Origin of the sequence: Bhargavaea ginsengi (genome assembly GCF_900109165.1) — a bacterium.
In the GTDB taxonomy this organism is placed as follows: domain Bacteria; phylum Bacillota; class Bacilli; order Bacillales_A; family Planococcaceae; genus Bhargavaea; species Bhargavaea ginsengi.
Map to the genome: position 1 here is coordinate 375,994 of NZ_FNZF01000002.1, position 20,755 is coordinate 396,748.

Annotated in this window: 18 protein-coding genes; 2 read left to right on the top strand and 16 right to left on the bottom strand. The window is 54.4% G+C overall.

The window, feature by feature from the left end:
- Window positions 1-17 precede the first annotated feature (17 nt).
- Together sdhA and BMX91_RS07085 are read right to left on the bottom strand one after the other, a co-directional pair.
- Entirely contained in the window at window positions 18-1,769 is a 1,752-nt protein-coding gene (sdhA, locus tag BMX91_RS07080) for a succinate dehydrogenase flavoprotein subunit (protein WP_092051483.1), read from the bottom strand.
- A gap of 53 nt (window positions 1,770-1,822) precedes the next feature.
- Entirely contained in the window at window positions 1,823-2,428 is a 606-nt protein-coding gene (locus BMX91_RS07085) for a succinate dehydrogenase cytochrome b558 subunit (RefSeq protein WP_092051486.1), read from the bottom strand.
- A 240-nt stretch (window positions 2,429-2,668) separates the two neighbouring features.
- Between BMX91_RS07085 and BMX91_RS07090 the strand changes: the two genes are divergently transcribed.
- On the top strand, window positions 2,669-3,085 hold the full coding sequence (locus BMX91_RS07090) for a DUF2507 domain-containing protein (RefSeq protein WP_092051489.1): 417 nt from the start codon (window positions 2,669-2,671) through the stop codon (window positions 3,083-3,085).
- A gap of 61 nt (window positions 3,086-3,146) precedes the next feature.
- Here BMX91_RS07090 and BMX91_RS07095 read toward each other — a convergent pair whose 3' ends face one another.
- The 13 genes from BMX91_RS07095 to zapA form a co-directional block, all read right to left on the bottom strand.
- Window positions 3,147-3,518, bottom strand: a complete 372-nt coding sequence (locus BMX91_RS07095) for a DnaJ family domain-containing protein (protein WP_092051492.1) — start codon at window positions 3,516-3,518, stop codon at window positions 3,147-3,149.
- A 13-nt stretch (window positions 3,519-3,531) separates the two neighbouring features.
- The gene (uvrC, locus tag BMX91_RS07100; protein ID WP_092051495.1) at window positions 3,532-5,346 is read right to left on the bottom strand and encodes an excinuclease ABC subunit UvrC; all 1,815 of its coding nucleotides are present in this window, start codon (window positions 5,344-5,346) and stop codon (window positions 3,532-3,534) included.
- 60 nt (window positions 5,347-5,406) lie between these two features.
- Entirely contained in the window at window positions 5,407-5,721 is a 315-nt protein-coding gene (gene trxA / locus BMX91_RS07105) for a thioredoxin (RefSeq protein ID WP_008301163.1), read from the bottom strand.
- A 206-nt stretch (window positions 5,722-5,927) separates the two neighbouring features.
- A complete protein-coding gene (locus BMX91_RS07110) occupies window positions 5,928-6,905 on the bottom strand; it encodes an electron transfer flavoprotein subunit alpha/FixB family protein (RefSeq protein WP_092051498.1) in 978 nt (325 codons plus the stop codon).
- Window positions 6,906-6,940: 35 nt separating this feature from the next.
- On the bottom strand, window positions 6,941-7,714 hold the full coding sequence (locus tag BMX91_RS07115) for an electron transfer flavoprotein subunit beta/FixA family protein (RefSeq protein ID WP_092051501.1): 774 nt from the start codon (window positions 7,712-7,714) through the stop codon (window positions 6,941-6,943).
- Between the two features lie 25 nt (window positions 7,715-7,739).
- Entirely contained in the window at window positions 7,740-8,513 is a 774-nt protein-coding gene (locus BMX91_RS07120) for an enoyl-CoA hydratase (protein WP_092051504.1), read from the bottom strand.
- A gap of 16 nt (window positions 8,514-8,529) precedes the next feature.
- Window positions 8,530-9,117 (bottom strand): TetR/AcrR family transcriptional regulator, encoded by a 588-nt coding sequence (locus BMX91_RS07125; RefSeq protein WP_092051507.1) that lies wholly within the window; start codon window positions 9,115-9,117, stop codon window positions 8,530-8,532.
- A 90-nt stretch (window positions 9,118-9,207) separates the two neighbouring features.
- Window positions 9,208-10,905, bottom strand: a complete 1,698-nt coding sequence (locus BMX91_RS07130) for a long-chain-fatty-acid--CoA ligase (RefSeq protein ID WP_092051510.1) — start codon at window positions 10,903-10,905, stop codon at window positions 9,208-9,210.
- Window positions 10,906-11,187: 282 nt separating this feature from the next.
- The gene (locus BMX91_RS07135) at window positions 11,188-11,601 is read right to left on the bottom strand and encodes a DUF350 domain-containing protein (protein WP_092051513.1); all 414 of its coding nucleotides are present in this window, start codon (window positions 11,599-11,601) and stop codon (window positions 11,188-11,190) included.
- Between the two features lie 102 nt (window positions 11,602-11,703).
- The gene (locus BMX91_RS07140; RefSeq protein ID WP_092051516.1) at window positions 11,704-14,064 is read right to left on the bottom strand and encodes an endonuclease MutS2; all 2,361 of its coding nucleotides are present in this window, start codon (window positions 14,062-14,064) and stop codon (window positions 11,704-11,706) included.
- Window positions 14,065-14,102: 38 nt separating this feature from the next.
- A complete protein-coding gene (polX, locus tag BMX91_RS07145; RefSeq protein ID WP_092051519.1) occupies window positions 14,103-15,818 on the bottom strand; it encodes a DNA polymerase/3'-5' exonuclease PolX in 1,716 nt (571 codons plus the stop codon).
- Between the two features lie 46 nt (window positions 15,819-15,864).
- The gene (locus tag BMX91_RS07150; RefSeq protein ID WP_092051522.1) at window positions 15,865-16,404 is read right to left on the bottom strand and encodes a CvpA family protein; all 540 of its coding nucleotides are present in this window, start codon (window positions 16,402-16,404) and stop codon (window positions 15,865-15,867) included.
- A 7-nt stretch (window positions 16,405-16,411) separates the two neighbouring features.
- Window positions 16,412-16,672 carry a cell division protein ZapA gene (gene zapA / locus BMX91_RS07155; protein WP_092051525.1) on the bottom strand — a complete coding sequence of 87 codons (261 nt, stop codon included), beginning with the start codon at window positions 16,670-16,672 and terminating at the stop codon, window positions 16,412-16,414.
- A gap of 90 nt (window positions 16,673-16,762) precedes the next feature.
- Here zapA and rnhC point away from each other — a divergent pair, with 90 nt between their 5' ends.
- Window positions 16,763-17,704 (top strand): ribonuclease HIII, encoded by a 942-nt coding sequence (rnhC, locus tag BMX91_RS07160; RefSeq protein ID WP_092051528.1) that lies wholly within the window; start codon window positions 16,763-16,765, stop codon window positions 17,702-17,704.
- Between the two features lie 625 nt (window positions 17,705-18,329).
- On the opposite strand, the gene pheT is transcribed toward rnhC, so the two are convergent.
- Window positions 18,330-20,741: a phenylalanine--tRNA ligase subunit beta gene (gene pheT, locus BMX91_RS07170; RefSeq protein ID WP_092051534.1), complete on the bottom strand. Its 2,412-nt coding sequence runs from the start codon at window positions 20,739-20,741 to the stop codon at window positions 18,330-18,332.
- Between the last annotated feature and the right edge of the window lie 14 nt (window positions 20,742-20,755).

The following is a 20,755-nucleotide window of genomic DNA, read 5'->3' on the forward strand; positions in this document are numbered from 1 at the left end:
GTCTCCTTTCGCAGAGATCAGTGCTTCGATGTATAGTCGCGCTTACGCGGCTTGATCAGGGATACATCGACATCGGCATACTCGAACTTCGGTGCGTTGGCGCCGCCGTTGAACGAAGCCATTGTCGTCTTCAGGAACTCTTCATCGTTCCGCTCAGGGAAGTCCGGCTTATAGTGCGCGCCGCGGCTTTCGTCACGGTTAAGTGCTCCGATTGTAATGACCCGTGCCAGGTAAAGCATGTTCTTCAGCTGGCGGGTAAATGCCGCACCCTGGTTGGACCAGCGGGAAGTATCATGGACGTTGATATTTTCGTAGCGTTCGAGGAGTTCCTGGATCTTGTAGTCCGTCTCCTGCAGCTTGTCATTGAAGCGGACGACCGTGACGTTATCGGTCATGATCTCGCCGAGTTCCTTATGAAGGACATAGGCGTTTTCCTTGCCGTCCATCTTCATGATGTCTTCCCACTTCTGCCCTTCCGACTTGATTACGTTATCGTAGATCGTCGAAGATAGGTCTTCGGCATGCTTGTCGAGGCCAGCCATATACTTGACGGCGTTCGGCCCTGCAACCATACCGCCGTAGATTGCGGACAGGAGGGAGTTCGCACCAAGACGGTTTGCGCCGTGCATGGAGTAATCCGCTTCACCTGCAGCGAAGAGGCCCGGGATGTTTGTCATCTGGTCATAGTCGACCCAGAGGCCGCCCATCGAGTAGTGGACCGCAGGGAAGATCTTCATCGGCACTTTGCGCGGATCGTCGCCGGTGAATTTCTCATAGATTTCAATGATGCCGCCGAGCTTGATGTCGAGCTCGCGGGAATCTTTGTGGGAGAGGTCAAGGTATACCATGTTCTCGCCGTTGACACCGAGCTTCTGGTTGACGCACACATCGAAGATTTCACGAGTCGCGATATCACGCGGTACGAGGTTACCATAAGCCGGATATTTTTCTTCGAGGAAGTACCAAGGCTTGCCGTCCTTGTAAGTCCATACACGGCCGCCTTCGCCGCGTGCCGACTCGGACATGAGACGGAGCTTGTCATCCCCAGGGATTGCCGTCGGGTGGATTTGGATGAACTCGCCGTTCGCGTAGGTTGCGCCCTGCTGATAAGCGATTGCTGCAGCGGAGCCTGTGTTGATGACGGAGTTCGTCGATTTACCGAAGATGATCCCCGGTCCGCCGGTTGCCAGGATCACGGCATCCGAACGGAATGTCTGGATTTCCATCGTTTTCAGGTCCTGCGCGACAACGCCGCGGCAGACTCCTTCCTCGTCCTGGACGATTCCGAGGAACTCCCAGTTTTCATACTTCTTGACGAGGCCTTCCACTTCAAAGCGTCGGACCTGCTCGTCCAGCGCGTAAAGAAGCTGCTGGCCGGTCGTCGCGCCGGCAAAAGCCGTGCGGTGGTGGAGCGTTCCGCCGAAACGGCGGAAGTCGAGCAGACCTTCAGGAGTCCGGTTGAACATGACGCCCATCCGGTCCATCAGGTGGATGATTCCCGGAGCCGCTTCAGCCATCGCTTTTACAGGAGGCTGGTTCGCCAGGAAGTCACCGCCGTACACGGTGTCATCAAAGTGGATCATAGGGGAATCGCCTTCCCCTTTCGTGTTGACCGCACCGTTGATGCCGCCCTGCGCACAGACGGAGTGGGAACGTTTTACAGGAACGAGGGAGAACAATTCGACAGGTGTGCCTGCTTCGGCAGCCTTAATCGTCGCCATCAGGCCGGCAAGGCCGCCGCCGACGACGATCAACTTGCTTTTCGCCATTCTATCTTTCACTCCTCAGTTAGATCAAAGTAGGTGACACGGGACGCCAGTCATCACACGAATGCGAAGATGGCGCGGATGCCGATCACGGACAGGACGAGGAACAGGCCCATCATGACCAGCGTGGAGATGCGCTGCGAGCGCGGAGACTGTGTGATGCCCCATGTGACGAGGAACGACCAGAAGCCGTTAGCCAGGTGGAATGTTGCTGCAATGACACCGGCCAGGTAGAACGCGATCATGAACGGATTGGCAAAGATGTCCGCCATCATGTCGAAGTTCACTTCGGCGCCAAGCGCCTTCTGGATACGTGTCTGCCAGATGTGCCAAGCGATGAAAATCACGAGGAATACACCTGTGATACGCTGCAGCAGGAACATCCAGTTCCGATATGTACCGTAGCGGTTCGTGTTCGGCTTCGAGGTGAATGCGATGTACAGGCCGAAGAACGCGTGGAACATGAGCGGGATGTAGATGACAATCCACTCAAGCCATAGGACAAAAGGCAAATTGCCCATGAAATCCGACGCAGTGTTGAATGCCTCGACACCCTGCGTTGCAAAGTGGTTGATCACCAAGTGCTGCGTGAGGAACAGGCCAATCGGGATGATCCCCAAAAGCGAGTGCAGCCGGCGCAAGCCAAAATCAGAATCTCTCATGAAATCTTTTACCCCCCTTAGTACTGACAAACAGGCAGGCAAGGACGCCCCCACCTGGTGGCAGAAGCGGACATTGACTGCTTATTTCATCATGATTACAATAATAAGACATGACCATTGTACTCCTAGAGTAAAGTGAAATCAAGATGACGGTCACATTTTCGACAAAAGCCGCGTCAGCGGTTCCGGGGCAGCTAAAAAGCTTCCGGCAAAGTTTTTTAACGGAAGAGGCGAACATAAATGGAGTTAAAACCGGATCAGGAAAAAGTGGAACAAGCAGGGCCGACAGCGTTCGGCTATGCCCTATTCCGCGACCATATCCTTCCTTCCGTCCTGGGCAGGCATGAAGAAGAAATCCTCTACTGGGCAGGCAAAGAATTGGCCTCGACATTCCCGTTGTTCGAAATGGATGAAGCACCCGGCTTCTTCCGGGAAGCCGGGTGGGGAGAACTCGCGCAGGAGTCATTGGGCAAACGGGAAATCGTCTATATTCTTTCCCCCGATCCGGAGCAGGTAAAAAAAGGGACTCGCTGCTATACGGCGGAAGCCGGATTCCTGGCAGGCCAGTACCAGAAAATCAATGGCAAGAATTCCGAATGCAGACCGGAACCCGATCGCAGGCAGGGAATCGTTAAACTGATCCTGGCCTGGGAATGATTCACGAAAAACAATAAAGATGCCGTGCGACGATACCCTGCCGCACGGCATCTTTTTGATGTCAGTCCCATTTTAGGCGGTCATGGATCTGCCGGCTGTACTGCCTGAACGCCGAACTGTTGGTTTGAAGGCCTTTCTTGGAAAGAAGACTGTTCATTTTCCTCATCTGACTGTTATAGGCCTGTTCCAGCTCGCGCTTTTCTTCATCAGGAGCATGTTTGAGCCGGCTTCCCAGTTCGTTCATCTCCCTCTGAACAAACAGTGCCTCTTCATCATAGCCGCTGTTTTTCAGGATCCGGACGGCCATCCGGATGTCCGCGGGGACATGCTCCAGCTCATCCTTCGGCAGAGGTTTGCCCGCTCCCGGTAGATTTTCGAACTTTCCTTCCTCCCGCGCCCTGATGATGGCATCTTCAACGATTCTCCAGTTCATCCCGTCGCTCCTTTTATTCACCGGTCCCGGACTTCTTTGCTCCTTTTGTCTTTTCCTGTTCCTTAAAATACTGTTCCACTGTCTCTGCGACTGACTGCGGGAGGCCAGCTTCCTTCAGCTCGGCCACCCCCGCCGCGCGGATTTTCTTGACGGATCCGAAATGGCGGAGCAGCTGAGTTTTCCGCTTGGCCCCGACCCCCGGGATTCCGTCCAGCGAGGAAGTAAGGGATTTCGCCCCTCTTCTCTGCCGGTGGAATGTGATGGCAAACCTGTGCACTTCATCCTGGATGCGCTGCAGAAGATAGAAGGCTTCACCGGTACGGTTGAGCGGAACGACTTCCGGCGGATCTCCGTAAAGGAGAAGCGCGGTCTGGTGTTTGTCGTCCTTGGCGAGCCCGGCGACCGGGATATCGAGGCCGAGTTCGTCCTCGATCACTTCCCTGGCGGCACTGATCTGCCCTTTTCCGCCGTCGATGAGGACTAGATCGGGAAGCGGCAGGTTATCGCGCAGAACACGGACATACCTTCTGCGGACCACCTCGCGCATCGCTCCGTAATCGTCATGGCGTGCCGCTGCTTTTGTCTTGTATTTCCGATACCCTTTTTTGTCGGGGCGGCCGTCCACAAATGTGACCATCGCGGAAACTGCCTCTGCCCCGAATGTATGGGAGTTATCGAAAGCCTCGATTCGGAGAGGTGTCGCGATGCCCATCGCATCCCCAAGCTGTTCACATGCACCGACCGTGCGCTGTTCCCTCCGCTCGATCAGCTGGAATTTTTCCGAAAGAGCAATCTGTGCGTTTTTCTCTGCAAGCTTAACCATATCTTTTTTCTGGCCCCGCTGAGGCACGGTTACTTTGGTGTCGAGCAGCTGGCTGACGATTCCAAGATCGGTACCTTCCGGGAAAAAGATTTCCTTGGGCTGGAAATGCTCCGGCTTGTCATAGAATGACCCGATGAACGTCAGAAATTCCTCATCGGGATCCCTGTAGATCGGAAAAAGTGAAACATCCCGCTCGATCAGTTTGCCCTGCCTGATAAAGAAGACCTGGACGCACATCCATCCCTTGTTGACCGCAAACCCGAACACATCCCGGTCGGTCATGTCCGTAGTCGTCATTTTCTGCTTTTCCATGACCGCTTCGATATTGGTAATCTGGTCACGGTATTCCTTTGCACGCTCAAACTCCAACTTCTCCGCGGCTTCCTGCATCTTGCGGGACAGATCATCCTTCACTTCTTTGTATCCGCCGTTCAGGAATCTCGTGATGCCGTTTGTCATCTCCCTATAGGTCTCGTTGGAAACTTCATTGACGCACGGGGCCAGACACTGGCCGAGATGGTAATACAGGCAGACCCGGTCAGGCAATGTATTGCATTTGCGGAGCGGGTAAATACGGTCAAGCAGCTTTTTCGTTTCCTGCGCAGCATATGCGTTCGGGTACGGTCCGAAGTATTTACCTTTATCCTTCTTTACTTTACGCGTGACAATCAGGCGGGGATGGCGTTCCCCGGTCAGCTTGATATAGGGATAGGTCTTGTCGTCCTTGAGCATGATGTTGTATTTCGGATCATGCTTTTTGATCAGGTTAAGCTCCAGGATCAGCGCTTCAATATCGGAGGAAGTGACAAAGTATTCAAAGTCCTCGATTTCGCTCACGAGACGCTGCGTTTTGGCATCATGCGAACCCGTGAAGTAGGAGCGGACCCTGTTTTTCAGCACTTTTGCCTTCCCGACATAGATGATCGTGCCTTGCCGGTCCTTCATCAGATAGCAGCCCGGCTGATCGGGCAATATGGCCAATTTCTGGCGGATTGTTTCATTCATATCGTTTCACCTGCCAAAAAAACCGGGTACCTCTGAGGGACCCGGTCAACTTTCTGTTTCTTAAGCGTGCTGCTCGATAAACTGGACAAGCTTTTCCTTCGGATTGAAGCCGACGACCTTGTCGACGATCTCACCGTCTTTGAAAAGAACGAGTGTCGGGATCGACATGATGCCATATTTGCCGGCAGTCTGCTGGTTCTCATCAACGTCCACCTTGACGATCTGAACTTTGTCGCCGATTTCGGCATCCACTTCTTCAAGTACCGGCGCGATCATCTTGCACGGGCCGCACCATGTTGCCCAGAAGTCGACGAGGACGAGCCCGTCGGATACTTTCGTTTGGAAATCTTGATCGGTTGCGTGTTGAATAGCCATTTGATTACCTCCTCATGATTAACCACTCTCGGCTCATTATAGCACCTGCCCAAATGACGGGCGAATGTTCTGCCTGCATCCTGCAGATGTCCGAAGGCGCCCTATCTGCCTGCATCTCCAGTGTCTGTTTACCCGCTTCATCAAAAGCTATTCCGGGCATCGGCCGTTAAAAACGGGACTGCCCGCATCGGACAGCCCCGCTGATATTATGCGTTGACTTTGAGCTGTTTGATCTCTTCGATCATCATCGGGATGACTTCGAAAAGGTCTCCCACGATGCCATAGTCCGCAACCTTGAAGATGTTGGCTTCAGGGTCTTTGTTGATGGCGACGATGACTTTGGAGTTGGACATGCCCGCCAAATGCTGGATGGCACCGGAGATGCCTGCCGCGATATAAAGGTCCGGTGTGACGACCTTGCCTGTCTGGCCAATCTGGAGCGAGTAGTCGCAGTAGTCCGCGTCACATGCCCCGCGGGACGCGCCGATCGCGCCTCCAAGCAGGTCTGCGAGCTCTTTGAGCGGCTCGAATCCTTCCGCGCCCTTGACGCCGCGGCCGCCTGCCACGATGACTTTCGCCTCGGACATGTCGACACCGTCCGTTGCCTTGGTAACAACATCCTTGACGACGGAGCGCAGGTTCTGGATGTCCGCGCTCACGGATGCAACATCACCGGAGCGTCCCGCATCCTGTGCAAGCGGCTCGATGTTGTTCGGACGCACCGTGACAAATACAGTGCCTTCGTTGATCTTGACCTTTTCAAACGCCTTCCCGGAATAGATCGGGCGGATAAAGACCGCCTCATCGTCTTCCCCCTCGATATCCGTCACGTCGGATACAAGTCCGCTTTGCAGCTTCGCCGCGATTTTCGGCGACAGGTCCTTGCCGAGCGCCGTATGGCCGAAAACAATCGCTTCCGGCTCTTCCTGCTCGTGGACCGCCATGAACGCCTGGCCGTAGCCGTCTGAAGTGTAGTGCTTCAGGTGCGGGTGTTCAACAGCCACGACGCGGTCTGCGCCGTACTGGATCATTTCCTGTCCGAGATTCTGGACGGAATCACCGATCAGGACTCCGACGATCTCGCCGCCGCCGGAAATTTTTTTCGCCGCTGCTATCGCTTCAAACGAGACGTTACGCAGAGCACCGTCGCGTACTTCCCCTAGTACAATCACTTTTTTGGACATAGTTTACCCCTCCTGTATCGAATGTGCCGGTCGGCTCAGATGACTTTCGCTTCGTTGCGGAGCAGCTGGACAAGCTCCTTGACCTGGTCCTGTAGGTCTCCCTCAAGAACACGGCCGGCCTGTTTTTCAGGCGGCAGGAAGACATCGACGCGCTCGACCTTCACTTCAACATCATCTTCATCGAGATCGATGTCATCAAGCTCAAGCTCTTCGAGCGGCTTCTTCTTGGCCTTCATGATCCCCGGAAGGGACGGATAGCGCGGGTCGTTCAGACCCTGTTGGGCCGTCACGAGAAGAGGCATCTGGGCTTCGATCGTCTCGGAGTCGCCTTCGACATCGCGGACGACAGTCGCCTTGTCCCCGTCGATTTTCAGCTCGGTAATCGTTGTGACATAGTTGATGTCAAGCAGCTCCGCCACACGCGGTCCGACCTGACCGGAACCGCCGTCGATGGCTACGTTGCCGGCGATGATGAGGTCTGCATCTTTGTCTTTAAGATATTCCGCAATGATGGTCGAAGCACCGAACTCATCCAGCTCGTCCAGGTCGTCCTCTGTGTTGATCAGGACGGCCTTGTCAGCGCCCATCGCAAGTGCCGTGCGCAGCTGCTTTTCCGCTTCCTCGGAGCCGATCGTCAGGACAGTCACTTCCCCGCCGTGCTCGTCGCGGACACGGATTGCTTCTTCCACCGCATATTCATCATATGGGTTGATGATGAATTCAGCGCCGTCTTCGGCGATCTGGCCGTTCTGGACAGAGATTTTCTCTTCTGTATCGAATGTGCGTTTTACCAGTGCGTAAATGTTCATATTGCCTTCCTCCCCTTCGTGTCGATTACTTTCCTTGGAATACAGGTTTCCGCTTCTCGAGGAATGCGCTGATACCTTCCTTCGCATCCTCGGATGCAAAGACTTCGCCGAACGACTCCGCCTCCGCCTTTACTCCGTCATGGAAGCCGGCATGCTTGCCAAACTGCAGCATGCGGAGTGCAGCGCGGACGGATACCGGGCTCTTTTCCGCAATTTTCCTTGCGATATCGAGTGTACCCTCGAGCAGCTCTTCCTCGCCGAAAGCCCGGTTGGCCAACCCTGCCGAGACAGCTTCCTCGCCCGAGATCGGATCCGAGGTCAGCATCATTTCCGCGGCTTTTGCCGGGCCGACGTAGCGCGGCAGCCGCTGTGTGCCGGCAAACCCCGGAATCAGTCCGAGCTGAAGTTCAGGCAGACCGAGTTTTGCACCCGGAGTGACGAACCGCATATGGCAAGCCATAGCCAGTTCGAGCCCTCCGCCAAGCGCCGCTCCGTGGATTGCGGCTATGACCGGCTTCGGGAAGTTTTCAAGTCGTTCGAACACTTCCTGGCCGTTTCCTGCAAGCTTGGTGAAGCCGGCCGCATCCGGAACTTCAGTGAATTCCTTAATGTCTGCACCCGCCGAGAAGAAACGGCCTTCTCCGTGCAGCACGACCACCCGGACATCATCATCATGCTCGACGAGATCAAGCAGTTCGCCCACTTCCTTGACCAATCCTTTTGAAAGCGCATTCGCAGGCGGCCTGTTTATGGCAGCCAGCGCGATTCCGTCTTCCTTTGTCACTTTCAAGAATTCCACTGTCCACTCATCCCCCTTACTTGGCTTTCATGCCTTTCATGAGCAGCCTATGTACATCCGGCGCAAGTTTAATTAAATCATATTTCTGATCATTCATCACCCATGTGGTGGAAATTTCATCGATGGTGCCGAATACCATCTGCCTGGCGAGCCGGATATCCATTCCTTTTTCAAACTCCCCCCGATCGATCCCTTCCTGCAGGATGCGGTCGAGCATGGCCAGATAGTCTTTCAGGACGCCGTTGATCTTTAACCTCAAGTCCTTGTTGGACTGTCTGAGTTCCAGCTGTGTGACGATCGCGAGATGCCGGTCAGAATAAAGCACGCGAAAATGGTTATCAATCATACGGAATAGCTTATCTTCCGATGACATCTGCCCTTCTTCGAGTACGGGTCTGAGGTTATCCATGAAGATCGCCATCTTTTCACGGAAAACCGAGACGAGAATGTCTTCTTTGTTCTTGAAATACAAATAGATGGTCCCGTCGGCCACTCCCGCCTGCTTGGCGATTTTGGATACCTGAGCCTGGTGGTACCCGTTCTCCGCAATCGCGATTACGGCTGCATCCACTATCTGTCCATATTTCGGCTTATTCCGATTCAAAGGGTTCACCACCAAATAAAAAAGAAATATGAATGGCGATTCATTCATATTTCTATATTATTCTCTGTTCGATTGGATGTCAAGCCGTGTTCAGGAGATTACCTTTTCTTCTTCCAGCTTCTTTTTCTCTTCATCGATCAGGGAGCGGCGAAGGATTTTCCCGACTGCCGTTTTCGGAAGCTCGTCACGGAACTCGTAGAGTTTCGGAACTTTATAAGCGGCGAGGCTCTTCCGGCAATGCTCGTTCAGTTCTTCTTCCGTCAGTCCTGCGCCTTCCTTTTTCACGATATACGCCTTGACCGTTTCCCCGCGGTACGGATCCGGGACCCCTGCGACGACGCATTCGGCAACGTCCGGATGCTCATAAAGGACTTCTTCGACTTCCCTCGGATAGACATTATATCCGCTTGCGATGATCATGTCTTTTTTGCGGTCAACCACGTAGAAGTATCCGTCTTCGTCCATATAGCCGAGATCTCCGGTAAGCAGCCAGCCGTCTTTCAGGGTTGCTGCTGTTTCTTCCGGACGGTTCCAGTAACCCTTCATCACCTGCGGGCCACGGACTGCAATTTCCCCCACTTCCCCCTGCTCCGCAGGTTCCGTCGTCCCTGCCTTGAACACCGCCGCTTCCGTGTCCGGCCAAGGAAGGCCGATCGAGCCTTTTTTCCTTTCTCCGTCCCAGATCAGGTTGGAGTGTGTCACAGGGGAGGATTCGGAAAGTCCGTACCCTTCAACCAGCTTGCCTTTCGTGATTTTTTCAAAATGGGTCTGGATGTCCACCGGAAGCGGAGCGGAACCGCTCAGGCATGCTTTGATAGAAGATAGGTCATAATTTCCGATATCCGGATGGTTCAGCAGGCCGATATAAATGGTCGGAGCTCCCGGGAACAGGGTCGGCGACTGCTTGTCGATCAGTTTCAGGACAGTCTCGGGATCGAACTTCGGCACGAGCACCATTTTGTTCCCCTGGCTAACTGACAGCACCAGCACTGTCGTCATTCCATACACGTGGAAGAACGGCAGGATTCCGAGTACCACTTCTTCGCCCGGTTCGCATTTGTACATCCAGGCTTCGCACATCGCCGTGTTCGCAATGAGATTCCTGTGGGTAAGCATGACGCCTTTTGGTGAACCGGTCGTGCCGCCAGTGTACTGAAGAAGCGCAAGATCGTCCTGATCAATGTCCTGAAGTCCGATCGGCTCAGGCTGTGTCTTTTTCATGATTTCAGTGAAAAGGTGATTGCGGCCCCGATGCTCGACTTTAACCGTCATGCCGTATTCCCGCTTCTGCACAAACGGGTAAAGGACGTTTTTCGGGAACGGGAGATAATCTTTGATCCCCGTGACGATGACATTATCCAGAACCGTCTCGCCGATGACCTTGGAAACCCTCGGGAACAGGATATCCAGAGTGAGGATCACTTTGGCGCCGGAATCATTCATCTGGTACGCGAGCTCTTTTTCTGTATAAAGCGGGTTTGTCTGGACCACGACGCCGCCTGCATACAGGATGCCATAGAACGCAATGACATTCTGCGGACAGTTCGGAAGCATGATCGCGACACGGTCACCCTTGCCGATTCCTAGTCCCTTCAGGTAATTCCCGAACTTCAGGGCGGATTCGTACAGCTCCTCGTAGCTTACTTGCCTGCCGAGAAAATGGATGGCCGTTTTTTCGGGATACTTGGATGCCGAACGGGTCAGGCCGTCCTGAAGCGGTTCATCAGGGTAATCGAGTGTCGGCGGAATTCCTTCGGGATAGTTCTTGAGCCATGGTTTTTCCGTCATGATCAGACCCCTTCCTTAGAATCGTTAGAAAATTCCTATTACTATCTTACCTTATGATGAATGCGCTTTCAACAATCAATGAAAAAAGACGCAGGTTCTTCCTGCGCCTTTGTGAACAGATGGCCTGCCGTGCTTTTTCCACGCGGTTTTGTACCAAACCCGTTTCAGAAAAATAGCCACCAGATGCCGACGATGAGGAAGCCGGCGCATAAAACCAGCAATAACTTCGCCAGTTTGATCATGTCCATACCATTGTACCGCCTTTCGGGACGGATCCGGAAATCAGGTGATGCTTGCAGCGATGACATAGCTCAGCCCGACCGAGATGATAAGGGAGATGAGTCCCACTGCCCGGTTGCCGTTTCCGATTTCTTCGTCCACATTGAACCGGGGGGTCAGGAACTCAAAAAGCCAGTAGGCCATGATGAGGAGGAAAAAGCCGAATCCTCCCCACGCGAGCATCTCAGGCAGCGAAGAGTGCTGCTGGATGGAATGGCGGAAGATGTTCGCCACTCCAAAAATTTTACCGCCTGTCGCAAGCGCGACCGCCACATTTCCGTTTTTGATCTCTTCCCAATTCTTATATTTCGTCACGACTTCAAATATTACCATTGATAAGACCAGGCAGAGGACCGTGACGCTGAAATAACCGGTGGTCTCCACTAGCGGGTGTGACCAGAAGCTTGATAGCAGCATTCCGTTTGCTCCTTTGCTGTTTAAATACCTATACGGAAAACAGACGGTGAAGTTTCATCTCTGGGGGAAATAAAGTTTACCCCGGTCTTTTTCCTATATGGGTTATTTCAGCTCGACCACGGTGACACCGTACCCGCCTTCGCCCGCTTCACCGAATCGGAAGCTCTTGACTCTCGGATGGCGGCGGAGGAACTTCTGGATTCCCTCGCGGAGTGCGCCAGTGCCCTTTCCGTGAATGATCGATACACGCGGATAGTTGGCGAGCAGCGCATCATCGATGTATTTCTCCGCCCTGCCGATGGCATCCTCGTAACGCTCGCCGCGGAGGTCAAGTTCAAGCTTCACACCGGAACCCGACCGGCCGCGGACTGCATTGACACTGACGGTGTCCTTTTCTTTTTCCGGCTTGATGTACTCCAGGTCGGCCTCATCGATTTTCATCTTCAGGATGCCAAGCTGGACCATCCATTCGCCGTCAGACATCTTCTCGACAAGCGAACCCTTCTGCCCGTAGCTGAGCACTTTGACTTCGTCGCCGGTACGGAATTCCCTTTTTGCGGGCTTCGCCTTCTGTTTCGGCTTCTTTGCGATTTCCTCTTCAGGGACAGCACCTTCAAGCCGTTTTTTCGCATCGATAAGCTCATGTTCTTTGACGGATGCGCCGGCATTCAGCCTGAGTGCACGGAGCTCTGAAATGACCGTTTCCGCTTCCCTGCGCGCATCATCAACAATCTTCTTCGCTTTTTCCCTGGCCTTCTGCTCAAGAGTTTCCTTTTTTGATTCATATTCGGAAAGCCTGACCTCAAGCTGTTGTTTGAGTGTTTCGGATTCCTCGAGCACACGGGCTGTTTCTTCTGCATCTTTTTCCGCCTGCACACGGCTGGCTTCCAGAGAAGTGATCATCGTCTCCACCTCGTTCCGGTTTTCACCGGTAAACGTCTCAGCGTGACGGATGATCCGATCCGGCAGCCCCAGACGGCTGGAGATTTCGAACGCGTTGCTCCGGCCGGGAACCCCGATCAGGAGCCGGTAAGTCGGGCTCAGTGTCTCAACGTCAAATTCAACGCTTGCATTGACGACGCCCGGACGGTTGTATCCGTAGGCCTTCAGCTCGGGATAATGGGTGGTCGCCATGACCCTGGCCCCCCGCCCGTGGACTTCATCCAGGATGGAGATGGCAAGCGCCGCCCCCTCCTGGGGATCCGTTCCGGAACCGAGCTCATCAAACAGGACAAGGGATTCGGAATCGAACTTATGAAGGATGTCTACAATGTTGACCATATGTGAAGAAAACGTACTGAGGCTCTGTTCGATGGATTGCTCGTCACCGATATCTGCAAAAACATCCTTGAAAACGGCCATCTCCGATCCGTCCAGCGCAGGAATCGGGATGCCCGCCTGGGTCATAAGGGTACAAAGGCCGACTGTCTTCAGTGTGACGGTCTTGCCGCCCGTGTTCGGACCGGTGATGACGATGGCCGTCGTCTCCCTGCCGAATTCGATCGTGTTCGGGACGGCTTCCTCCCTCGTCAAAAACGGATGACGGCCTTTGACAAGTCGGATGTAGCCTTCATCGTTGACTTTCGGGACCGTCGCTTTATGTGCCATTCCATATTTCGCCTTGGCCAGCACAGCGTCCATATCACCCAAAATACGTACCAGGACAAACAGCTCATGGGCATGTTCCTGAACATGTCCGCTCAGCTCTCGGAGGATGCGTTCGATCTCTTCCTTTTCCCTTGCCTTCAGCTGGCGGATTTCGTTGTTTGCCTGAACGACGGCATCCGGCTCGATGAACAATGTCTGTCCTGAGGAGGACTGGTCATGGACAATCCCGCCAAAATGCGTCCGGTACTCCTGCTTTACGGGGATGACGTACCGGTCGTTCCGGATGGTGACGATCGAGTCGGACAGCATCTTCGAATTATTCCGGGTATACTGCTCCAGTTTTTCGCGAACCCGGCCTTCCTGCGTCCGGAGCTGCTGTCGGATGGAACGCAGAGCAGATGATGCACTATCCAGGACCTTGCCGTTCTCATCGATGCAGGCATTGATTTCATGTTCCAGTGCGGTCAGGACGGGCATCTCTTCCTTTTTCGCAAGGAATAGCGGAATTTCAATCTCACCTTCTTCAGAGATCGCTTCAAGGAACTGGCGGAGAATACGGCCGGCACGAATCGTGCTTGCCGTCTCCATCAGTTCACCGGCCCCAAGCGTACCGCCGGCCTGTGCGCGCTTGGCGTACATCCGGATGTCGAACAGGCCGCCCATCGGGACGTTTCCGCGGATGCGGTAAATGGCCAGCGCTTCGTCCGTCTCTGCGAGGAGCGAGCGGACATTTTCGATGTCGTCCGAAGGGACCAACTCACCGATCCGCGCCCGTCCGAGTGCCGATGTGCAATGACCGGTCACTTCGGAGCGGATTTTATCAAATTCAAGTGTTTTCAGGACCCGGGCCTCCATGTGCCCCACTTCCTTTCAGATCAAGTCTGTCTATTGATTCATTGCTTCCTGCCGAGGTGTGACAGGAAGCGGTCGAGTGTCCATGTATTGACGATCATATCGCGGTCCAGCCATGCACGTTGTGCGTAGCGCACTCCGGTATCCATATAGGACAGCTGTCCGACACTGTGGGCATCGGTATTGACAGCGATCGGCACGCCCTTTTCTGCGGCGAGCACAAGCCATTCTTCGGCGAGGTCCAGCCGGTACGGATTGGCATTCAGCTCGAGGATCTTGCCATACTCTGCCGCCCATTCGATCAATTGTGCCACATCGGGCGAGTAACCGTCACGGCGTCCGATGATGCGGCCTGTCGGATGAGCGATCATATCCACATGCGGGTTTGAAATTGCCGCGTGGAGGCGCTCCATGATCTTTTCCTGCGGCTGGCTGAAATTCGAGTGGATCGAAGCGATTACGAAATCCAGTTCAGAAAGCAGTTCATCGTCAAAGTCCAGTGTTGCATCCGGAAGAATGTCCATCTCTGTTCCGCAAAGCACGGTGATGCCGTCCAATTCCGCATCCACTGCGCGAACTTCACGGATCTGATCACGAAGGCGTTCAGGGGTCAATCCGTTTGCCACACGCAGATACCTGGAATGGTCGGTGATGACGATATGGCTGTAGCCGAGTTCGCGGCAAGCTTCCGCCATCTCACGGACCGACTCCGCTCCGTCCGACCAAACTGTATGCATATGAAGGTCCGAGCGGATGTCTTCCGGCCGGATCAGGGTTTTCAGTTCATCTGTGCGTTCCAGTTCCGTCCCGTCTTTGCGGACGGTCGGCGGGATAAACGGCAGGCCGAAATGTGCAAAGAAGTTTTCCTCCGAATCAAATGTCAGGACACTGCCGTCTTCTTGCTCCACACCATACTCGCTGATCTTTTCGCCGCGTTCTTTTGCGATCTGGCGCATCCGGACATTATGGTCCTTCGATCCGGTAAAGTGATGGATGGCACTCGCAAACTGTTCTTCCGAAACAAAGCGAAAATCCACATCCACCGGCTCATCTGCGTTGACGGTGACTGACAGTTTAGCTTCTCCGGAAGCATCGGTGCCAATGACAGGAAGCGCTCCTGCCAGCGCTGCATTGACCTGATCCGGTTTTTTTGTGACGATGATAAAGTCTAGGTCACTGCTCATTTCGGCTGTCCGGCGGTAGCTGCCTGTCACCATATAACGTTCCGCTTCGGGGATTGAGTCCAGCACGGTTTCGATCATCCGGACGACGGGTTCCAGCTGCCAGTGCGGCAGCTTGTCCGGTCGCTGCCCGAATGTCTCGAGCTCAGCCAGGATTTTTTCTTCCGTCTTCTTTCCGAAGCCGGAGAGTTTGCTGACCTCCCCTGCCTCGCATGCCGCCCTGAGCGATTCAGCGGAGTCGATGCCGAGCTCACCGCGCAGCTTGGCAATTTTCTTTCCGCCGAGGCCGGGGATTTTCAGGAGCGGGATCAGGCCGTCCGGAACCTGTTCGCGGAGCTCTCCCAGAAGCTCCGATTCCCCTTTTTCCAGCAGGTCGGTGATCACCGCGCCGGTGCCTTTTCCGATCCCTTTCAGAGACAGGATATCATCCATTTCGGCAAGGCTGCGCGGATCCTGCTCAAGTACACCGGCAGCTTTACGGAATGCTCCTACCTTGAACGGGTTTTCGCCCAGCAGTTCCATGTGGAGCGCAATTTCTTCAAGCGTTTTGATGATGATTTTCTTATTCACCGCCATCATTCCCCTTTCGGATAAAAAGCTTCCCTCATCGGAAGGGAAGCTCTCATTTTGTATAAATGTACCACCAGTTTTTCACCATTTCGGATATCACGGGTGTATGTTTCAGCATCGCTCCGGATAGAAGCGATGAATCGATCATGTTCTGGATAGCCGCGATCGGCACCATTGCCACGATATAAAGGATGAAAAAAAGGATCAGATAAAATTCCAGGAACCCGAGTGCCGCACCCGCGAAGGAATTGACCGTTCCGAGCACCGGCAGGTATTTCAGGAAATCAAAAGCGGACGCAATCAGATGCAGCACCAGCTTCACTGCCAGGAAGATGAATACAAAAGCGAGCAGGCGGTAGAATGTCTGGTCGAAATCAATGCTTCCGAATGCGATCCGGAGCGAGTTCCCCGCCTCTACAGCAGGATACGGGATCCAGAGCACGAACTTTTCGGCAAGCGGCTTATAGTACTTCCACGCGACAATCAGCGCGATGATGATGCCGGTCATATGTAGAAGCTGGACAATCAGGCCCCGCTTGTATCCCGCCACGAGGCCGCCCAGAAGAACGATCAGTATGATTAAATCAAGCATGCACGTGTCAGCCCTTCAGTTGGTTCAATTCGTTTTCAAGTTCTTCGATCCGCTCTTTGAGCTTGATCGAGTCATTGACCATATTTAGTGCGGTCAGCACCGCGATTTTCGGTGTATCCAAAGAACGGTTCTTCGATGAGATCTCGCGCATCATATCATCCACGAGTGAAGCGACGAGCCGCATATGTCCGACAGACTCTTTTCCTACCATCTGGTATGTCTGTCCATAGATATCGACGGACACACGGTTTTTTTCCGGTTCAGCCACTCCCGCCACCTCCTTGAAAAATCCCATACACCATATTACCATGAAAAGGCTTGCCGTGTGTAGGTACCAAACGGCGGAAGGATGAGAATCATGTCGAATGCTGTAATCCAGCTGGGCCCGGACCGGATCCGGGCACTCATGGCCCATTATGCAGGCTCCAAGATTGAACGGAATGCACCAGGCGTGGTGTTTGCGGCCAAGTCCGGAAGTGTATCCATCACCGCCTATAAGTCAGGCAAGGTATTGTTCCAGGGCGGAGGTGCGGAAGCGGAAGCCTCCCGTTGGGGAGGATCTTCCGGAAGCCCCGGCAAACCGGCTTCCCGGCCAAAAGGGGAAACACTCCCTGAAGGACTGGCCCGCATGTCGGTTCTCGGGTCGGACGAAACCGGCACCGGCGACTTTTTCGGTCCAGTTACTGTCGCAGCATGCTTTGTGCCGGATGAAAAAATCCCGCTTGCCGAAGAGCTGGGTGTTAAAGATTCAAAGATGCTGACAGATGCCTATATGCTGAAAATCGGACCGGATATCAAAGAGGCATTCCTGAACAGCGTGCTTGTCCTCCCCACCGAGAAATATAATACTGTCCAGGCAAAAGGGTGGTCACAGGGGAAGATCAAAGCTCTGCTCCATAACCAGGCGCTCAAGCATGTACTCAGGAAGATGGACGGGACAAAGCCAGATCATATTCTGATCGACCAGTTTGCGGAACGGGGCATCTACTATCGGCATATCGCTTCCGAACCGGAAATCATCCGGGAGAATGTGCTGTTTTCCACAAAGGCTGAAAACCTCCATGTGTCAGTTGCCTGTGCGTCGATCCTTGCCCGGGTGGCTTTCCTGGAAGAGATGGACCGGCTGAGCAGCCTCGCCGGCGTCACTTTGCCGAAAGGCGCCGGCAAACCGGTCGATGAAGCCGCGGCCAAAATCATTTTGAGAAAAGGCGATGACTTCCTGGCCTCAATCACGAAACGCCATTTCGCCAACACCCGTAAAGCTGCTGCGCTTGCAGCCAAGCGATCCGGGAAATCCTGAATGTGTTTTCCATGCCGTCCGGCTAATGTCGGACGGCTTTTTTGGATTCGTGCGCAAGTACGGGACGGTTTGGCTTTTCTTAAGCGAACTTCTGCGGATTCGGGTGGCGTTCCAATTTCGTACGCGAACTTCTTGGATTCGTACGCAAACTCGGGTGGCACTCCACTTTCGTACGCGAACTTCTGCGGTTCGTACGCAAACTCGAGTGGCACTCCACTTTCGTACGCGAACTTCTGCGGTTCGTACGCAAACTGGAGAAGCGTTCCACTTTCGTACACGAACTTCTGCGATTCGTACTCAAACTCGGGTGCGTTTCACTTTTCGTACGCGAACTTCCCGAATTCATACGCAAACTCGGGTGGCATTCCACTTTCGTACGCGAACTTCCCGAATTCATACGCAAACACGGGTGGCGTTCCACTTTCGTACGCGAACTTCCCGGTTTCATACGCAAACTGGGGTCGCGTTCCACTTTTCGCACGCGAACTTCCCGAATTCATACGCAAACTCGGGACGCGTTTCACTTTTCGTACGCGAACTTCCTGGATTCGCACGCAAACACGAAATGCAAAACAAGAAAACCATTAAAAGCCCCGCCGAAATGCCGGCGGGGCTTAATCAACAATCAGTTACGGGTTTGGGCGCCTTCTGCTTCGAGTGCGGCCACAATGCGGTTGTGCGCTTCTGTGACTTCTTCGTCCGTGAGCGTGCGTTCCGGATCCAGATAGGTCAGCGAGAATGCGATCGACTTCATGCCTTCTTCCATCCGCTCTCCTTCATACACGTCAAAGATGCGGACTTCTTTCAGCATGCTTCCCGCATTGGCGCGGATGGTGTTTTCAAGCGTGGCGGCCTCGACAGCCTTCGGCACGACAAGTGCGATATCACGGCTGATCGAAGGGAACTTCGGTACCGGTGTATACAGGAGCGGTTCCGTATCTTCATTCAGCAAGCGCTGCAGGTTCAGCTCAAAGACGATGGTCTCCTTCAGATCCCTTGCCTTCTGTTCGGAAGGGTGCAGCTGGCCGATGACGCCGACCTGCTGGCCATTCAAGAGAACGTCAGCCGTACGGCCCGGATGGAGTCCATCCATCTCCCCTTTGCGGAAGGACAGATTCTCCGAAAGGCCTAGCTTTGCGGCAAGCTCTTCAACGACGCCCTTAACCGAGTAGAAGTCCACTTGCTTATGCCCTTCTTGCCAGCCTCCGCCGGACCAGTCGCCCGTGATGGCCCCGGCGACATGCTCGACTTCCGTCGGCAGCCCGTCCTCACCTTCTCCGAGGAAGACGGATCCGACCTCATAGAGCGCAACCGAGCTTGTCTGGCGCGCTGTATTGTAGGTGACCGCCGCCAAAAGATGCGGCAGCAGGCTTTGTCGGAGAGTGCTCCTGTCTTCGCTCATCGGCATGAGCAGCCGGGTCACAGGTGCAGTTTCCAGCGCGAATTTCTGGGATTCCGATTCGGAAGTGAGTGAATAGGTGATCGCCTGATAAAGACCTGCGCCCTCCAGGTAGCGGCGGACTGTGCGCCGTTTTTCCTGGTACGGGCTGAGGCCGCCGGGAATGGATTCCGTCACCGGAAGGGTCGCAGGAATCTCATCATATCCATAGAGTCGGGCGATTTCTTCAACGATGTCCTCCGGGATGGTAATATCAACGCGCCGGGTCGGAGCATCAATGATGAACTGTCCGTTCACCGCTTCGTACGGGAACTTCAGCCGCTTTAAAATCTCTTCCATCTCTTCGAATGGGATCTTCATCCCGAGACGTTCGTTGATGAAGTCCGGAGAAACAGCGACCCTTTTGGGTTCTTTGTCCAGTTCATCGAACAGGACGGTTCCGGAAAGCACTTCGCCGCCTGCGAGCTCCGCCATGAGGGCAGCTGCCCGTTCACCTGCTTCAACGACGCGGTTCGGATCGACGCCTTTCTCAAAGCGGGTGCTGGCATCGCTGCGGAGGCCGAGCTCGCGGGACGTCTTCCTGACTGAGGCCGGACTAAAGTAGGCCGCCTCAATTACGACGGTCGTCGTGCCGTCATGGACTTCGGAGTTCGCACCGCCCATCACTCCTGCGATGGCAACCGGTTCGCGGCCATTTGTAATCACCAGGTGATGCGGTTCCAGGCTCCTCTCAGTGCCGTCAAGGGTTTCGATGACTTCGCCTTTGGCTGCATGCCGGACAGCAATCTCTTTCGTGCCGAGACGGTCATAGTCGAATGCGTGAAGCGGCTGACCGTATTCCATCAGCACGTAATTCGTGATGTCGACGATATTGTTGTGCGGACGGACACCGGCAGCCATCAGACGCGCTTTCAGCCATTCCGGCGATTCTCCCACTGTGACATTACGGACCACCTTGGCCGCGTAAAGCGGATTCGCTTCCGGTGATTCAATGCGGAGACCAAGCAGATCTGACGCCGGCACTGCCGCTTCGTCGTGCGCAGTTTCCGGCAGTGTGACTTCTTTGGACAAGATTGCGGCCGTTTCATAAGCCACGCCAAGCATGCTGAGCGCGTCCGACCGGTTCGGAGTCAGGTCGAGCTCGAGTACCGTATCATTCAGTCCGAGCAGACCGAGCGCATCCTGTCCGGGCCGGGATTCTTCAGGCAACACGTAGATGCCCGATGCATAGGCCTTTGGGACGACCTTTCCGTCGAAGCCCAGTTCTTGCAGGGAACAGATCATCCCGTGGGATTCCTCCCCGCGGAGCTTCGCTTTTTTGATCTTCATCCCACCCGGCAAACGTGCCCCAGGGCGCGCAACGATAACCTTCTGCCCGGCAGCGACGTTTGGCGCTCCGCAGATGATCTGGGAAGGTTCCTCCTCGCCTACATCGACCACGCAGATATTCAGCTTGTCCGCCTGCGGATGCTGATTGCATTCCAGCACATGCCCGACAACGATGTTCTTCAGCCCTTCCGAGCGGTTGTCGACTGCATCCACCTCGATGCCGGACCGGGTAATCTTTTCTGCCAGCTCTGCCGGCTCCACGCCTTCAATATCGACATATTCGCTTAACCAGTTCAGTGATACTTTCATGTATAGTCGTCCTC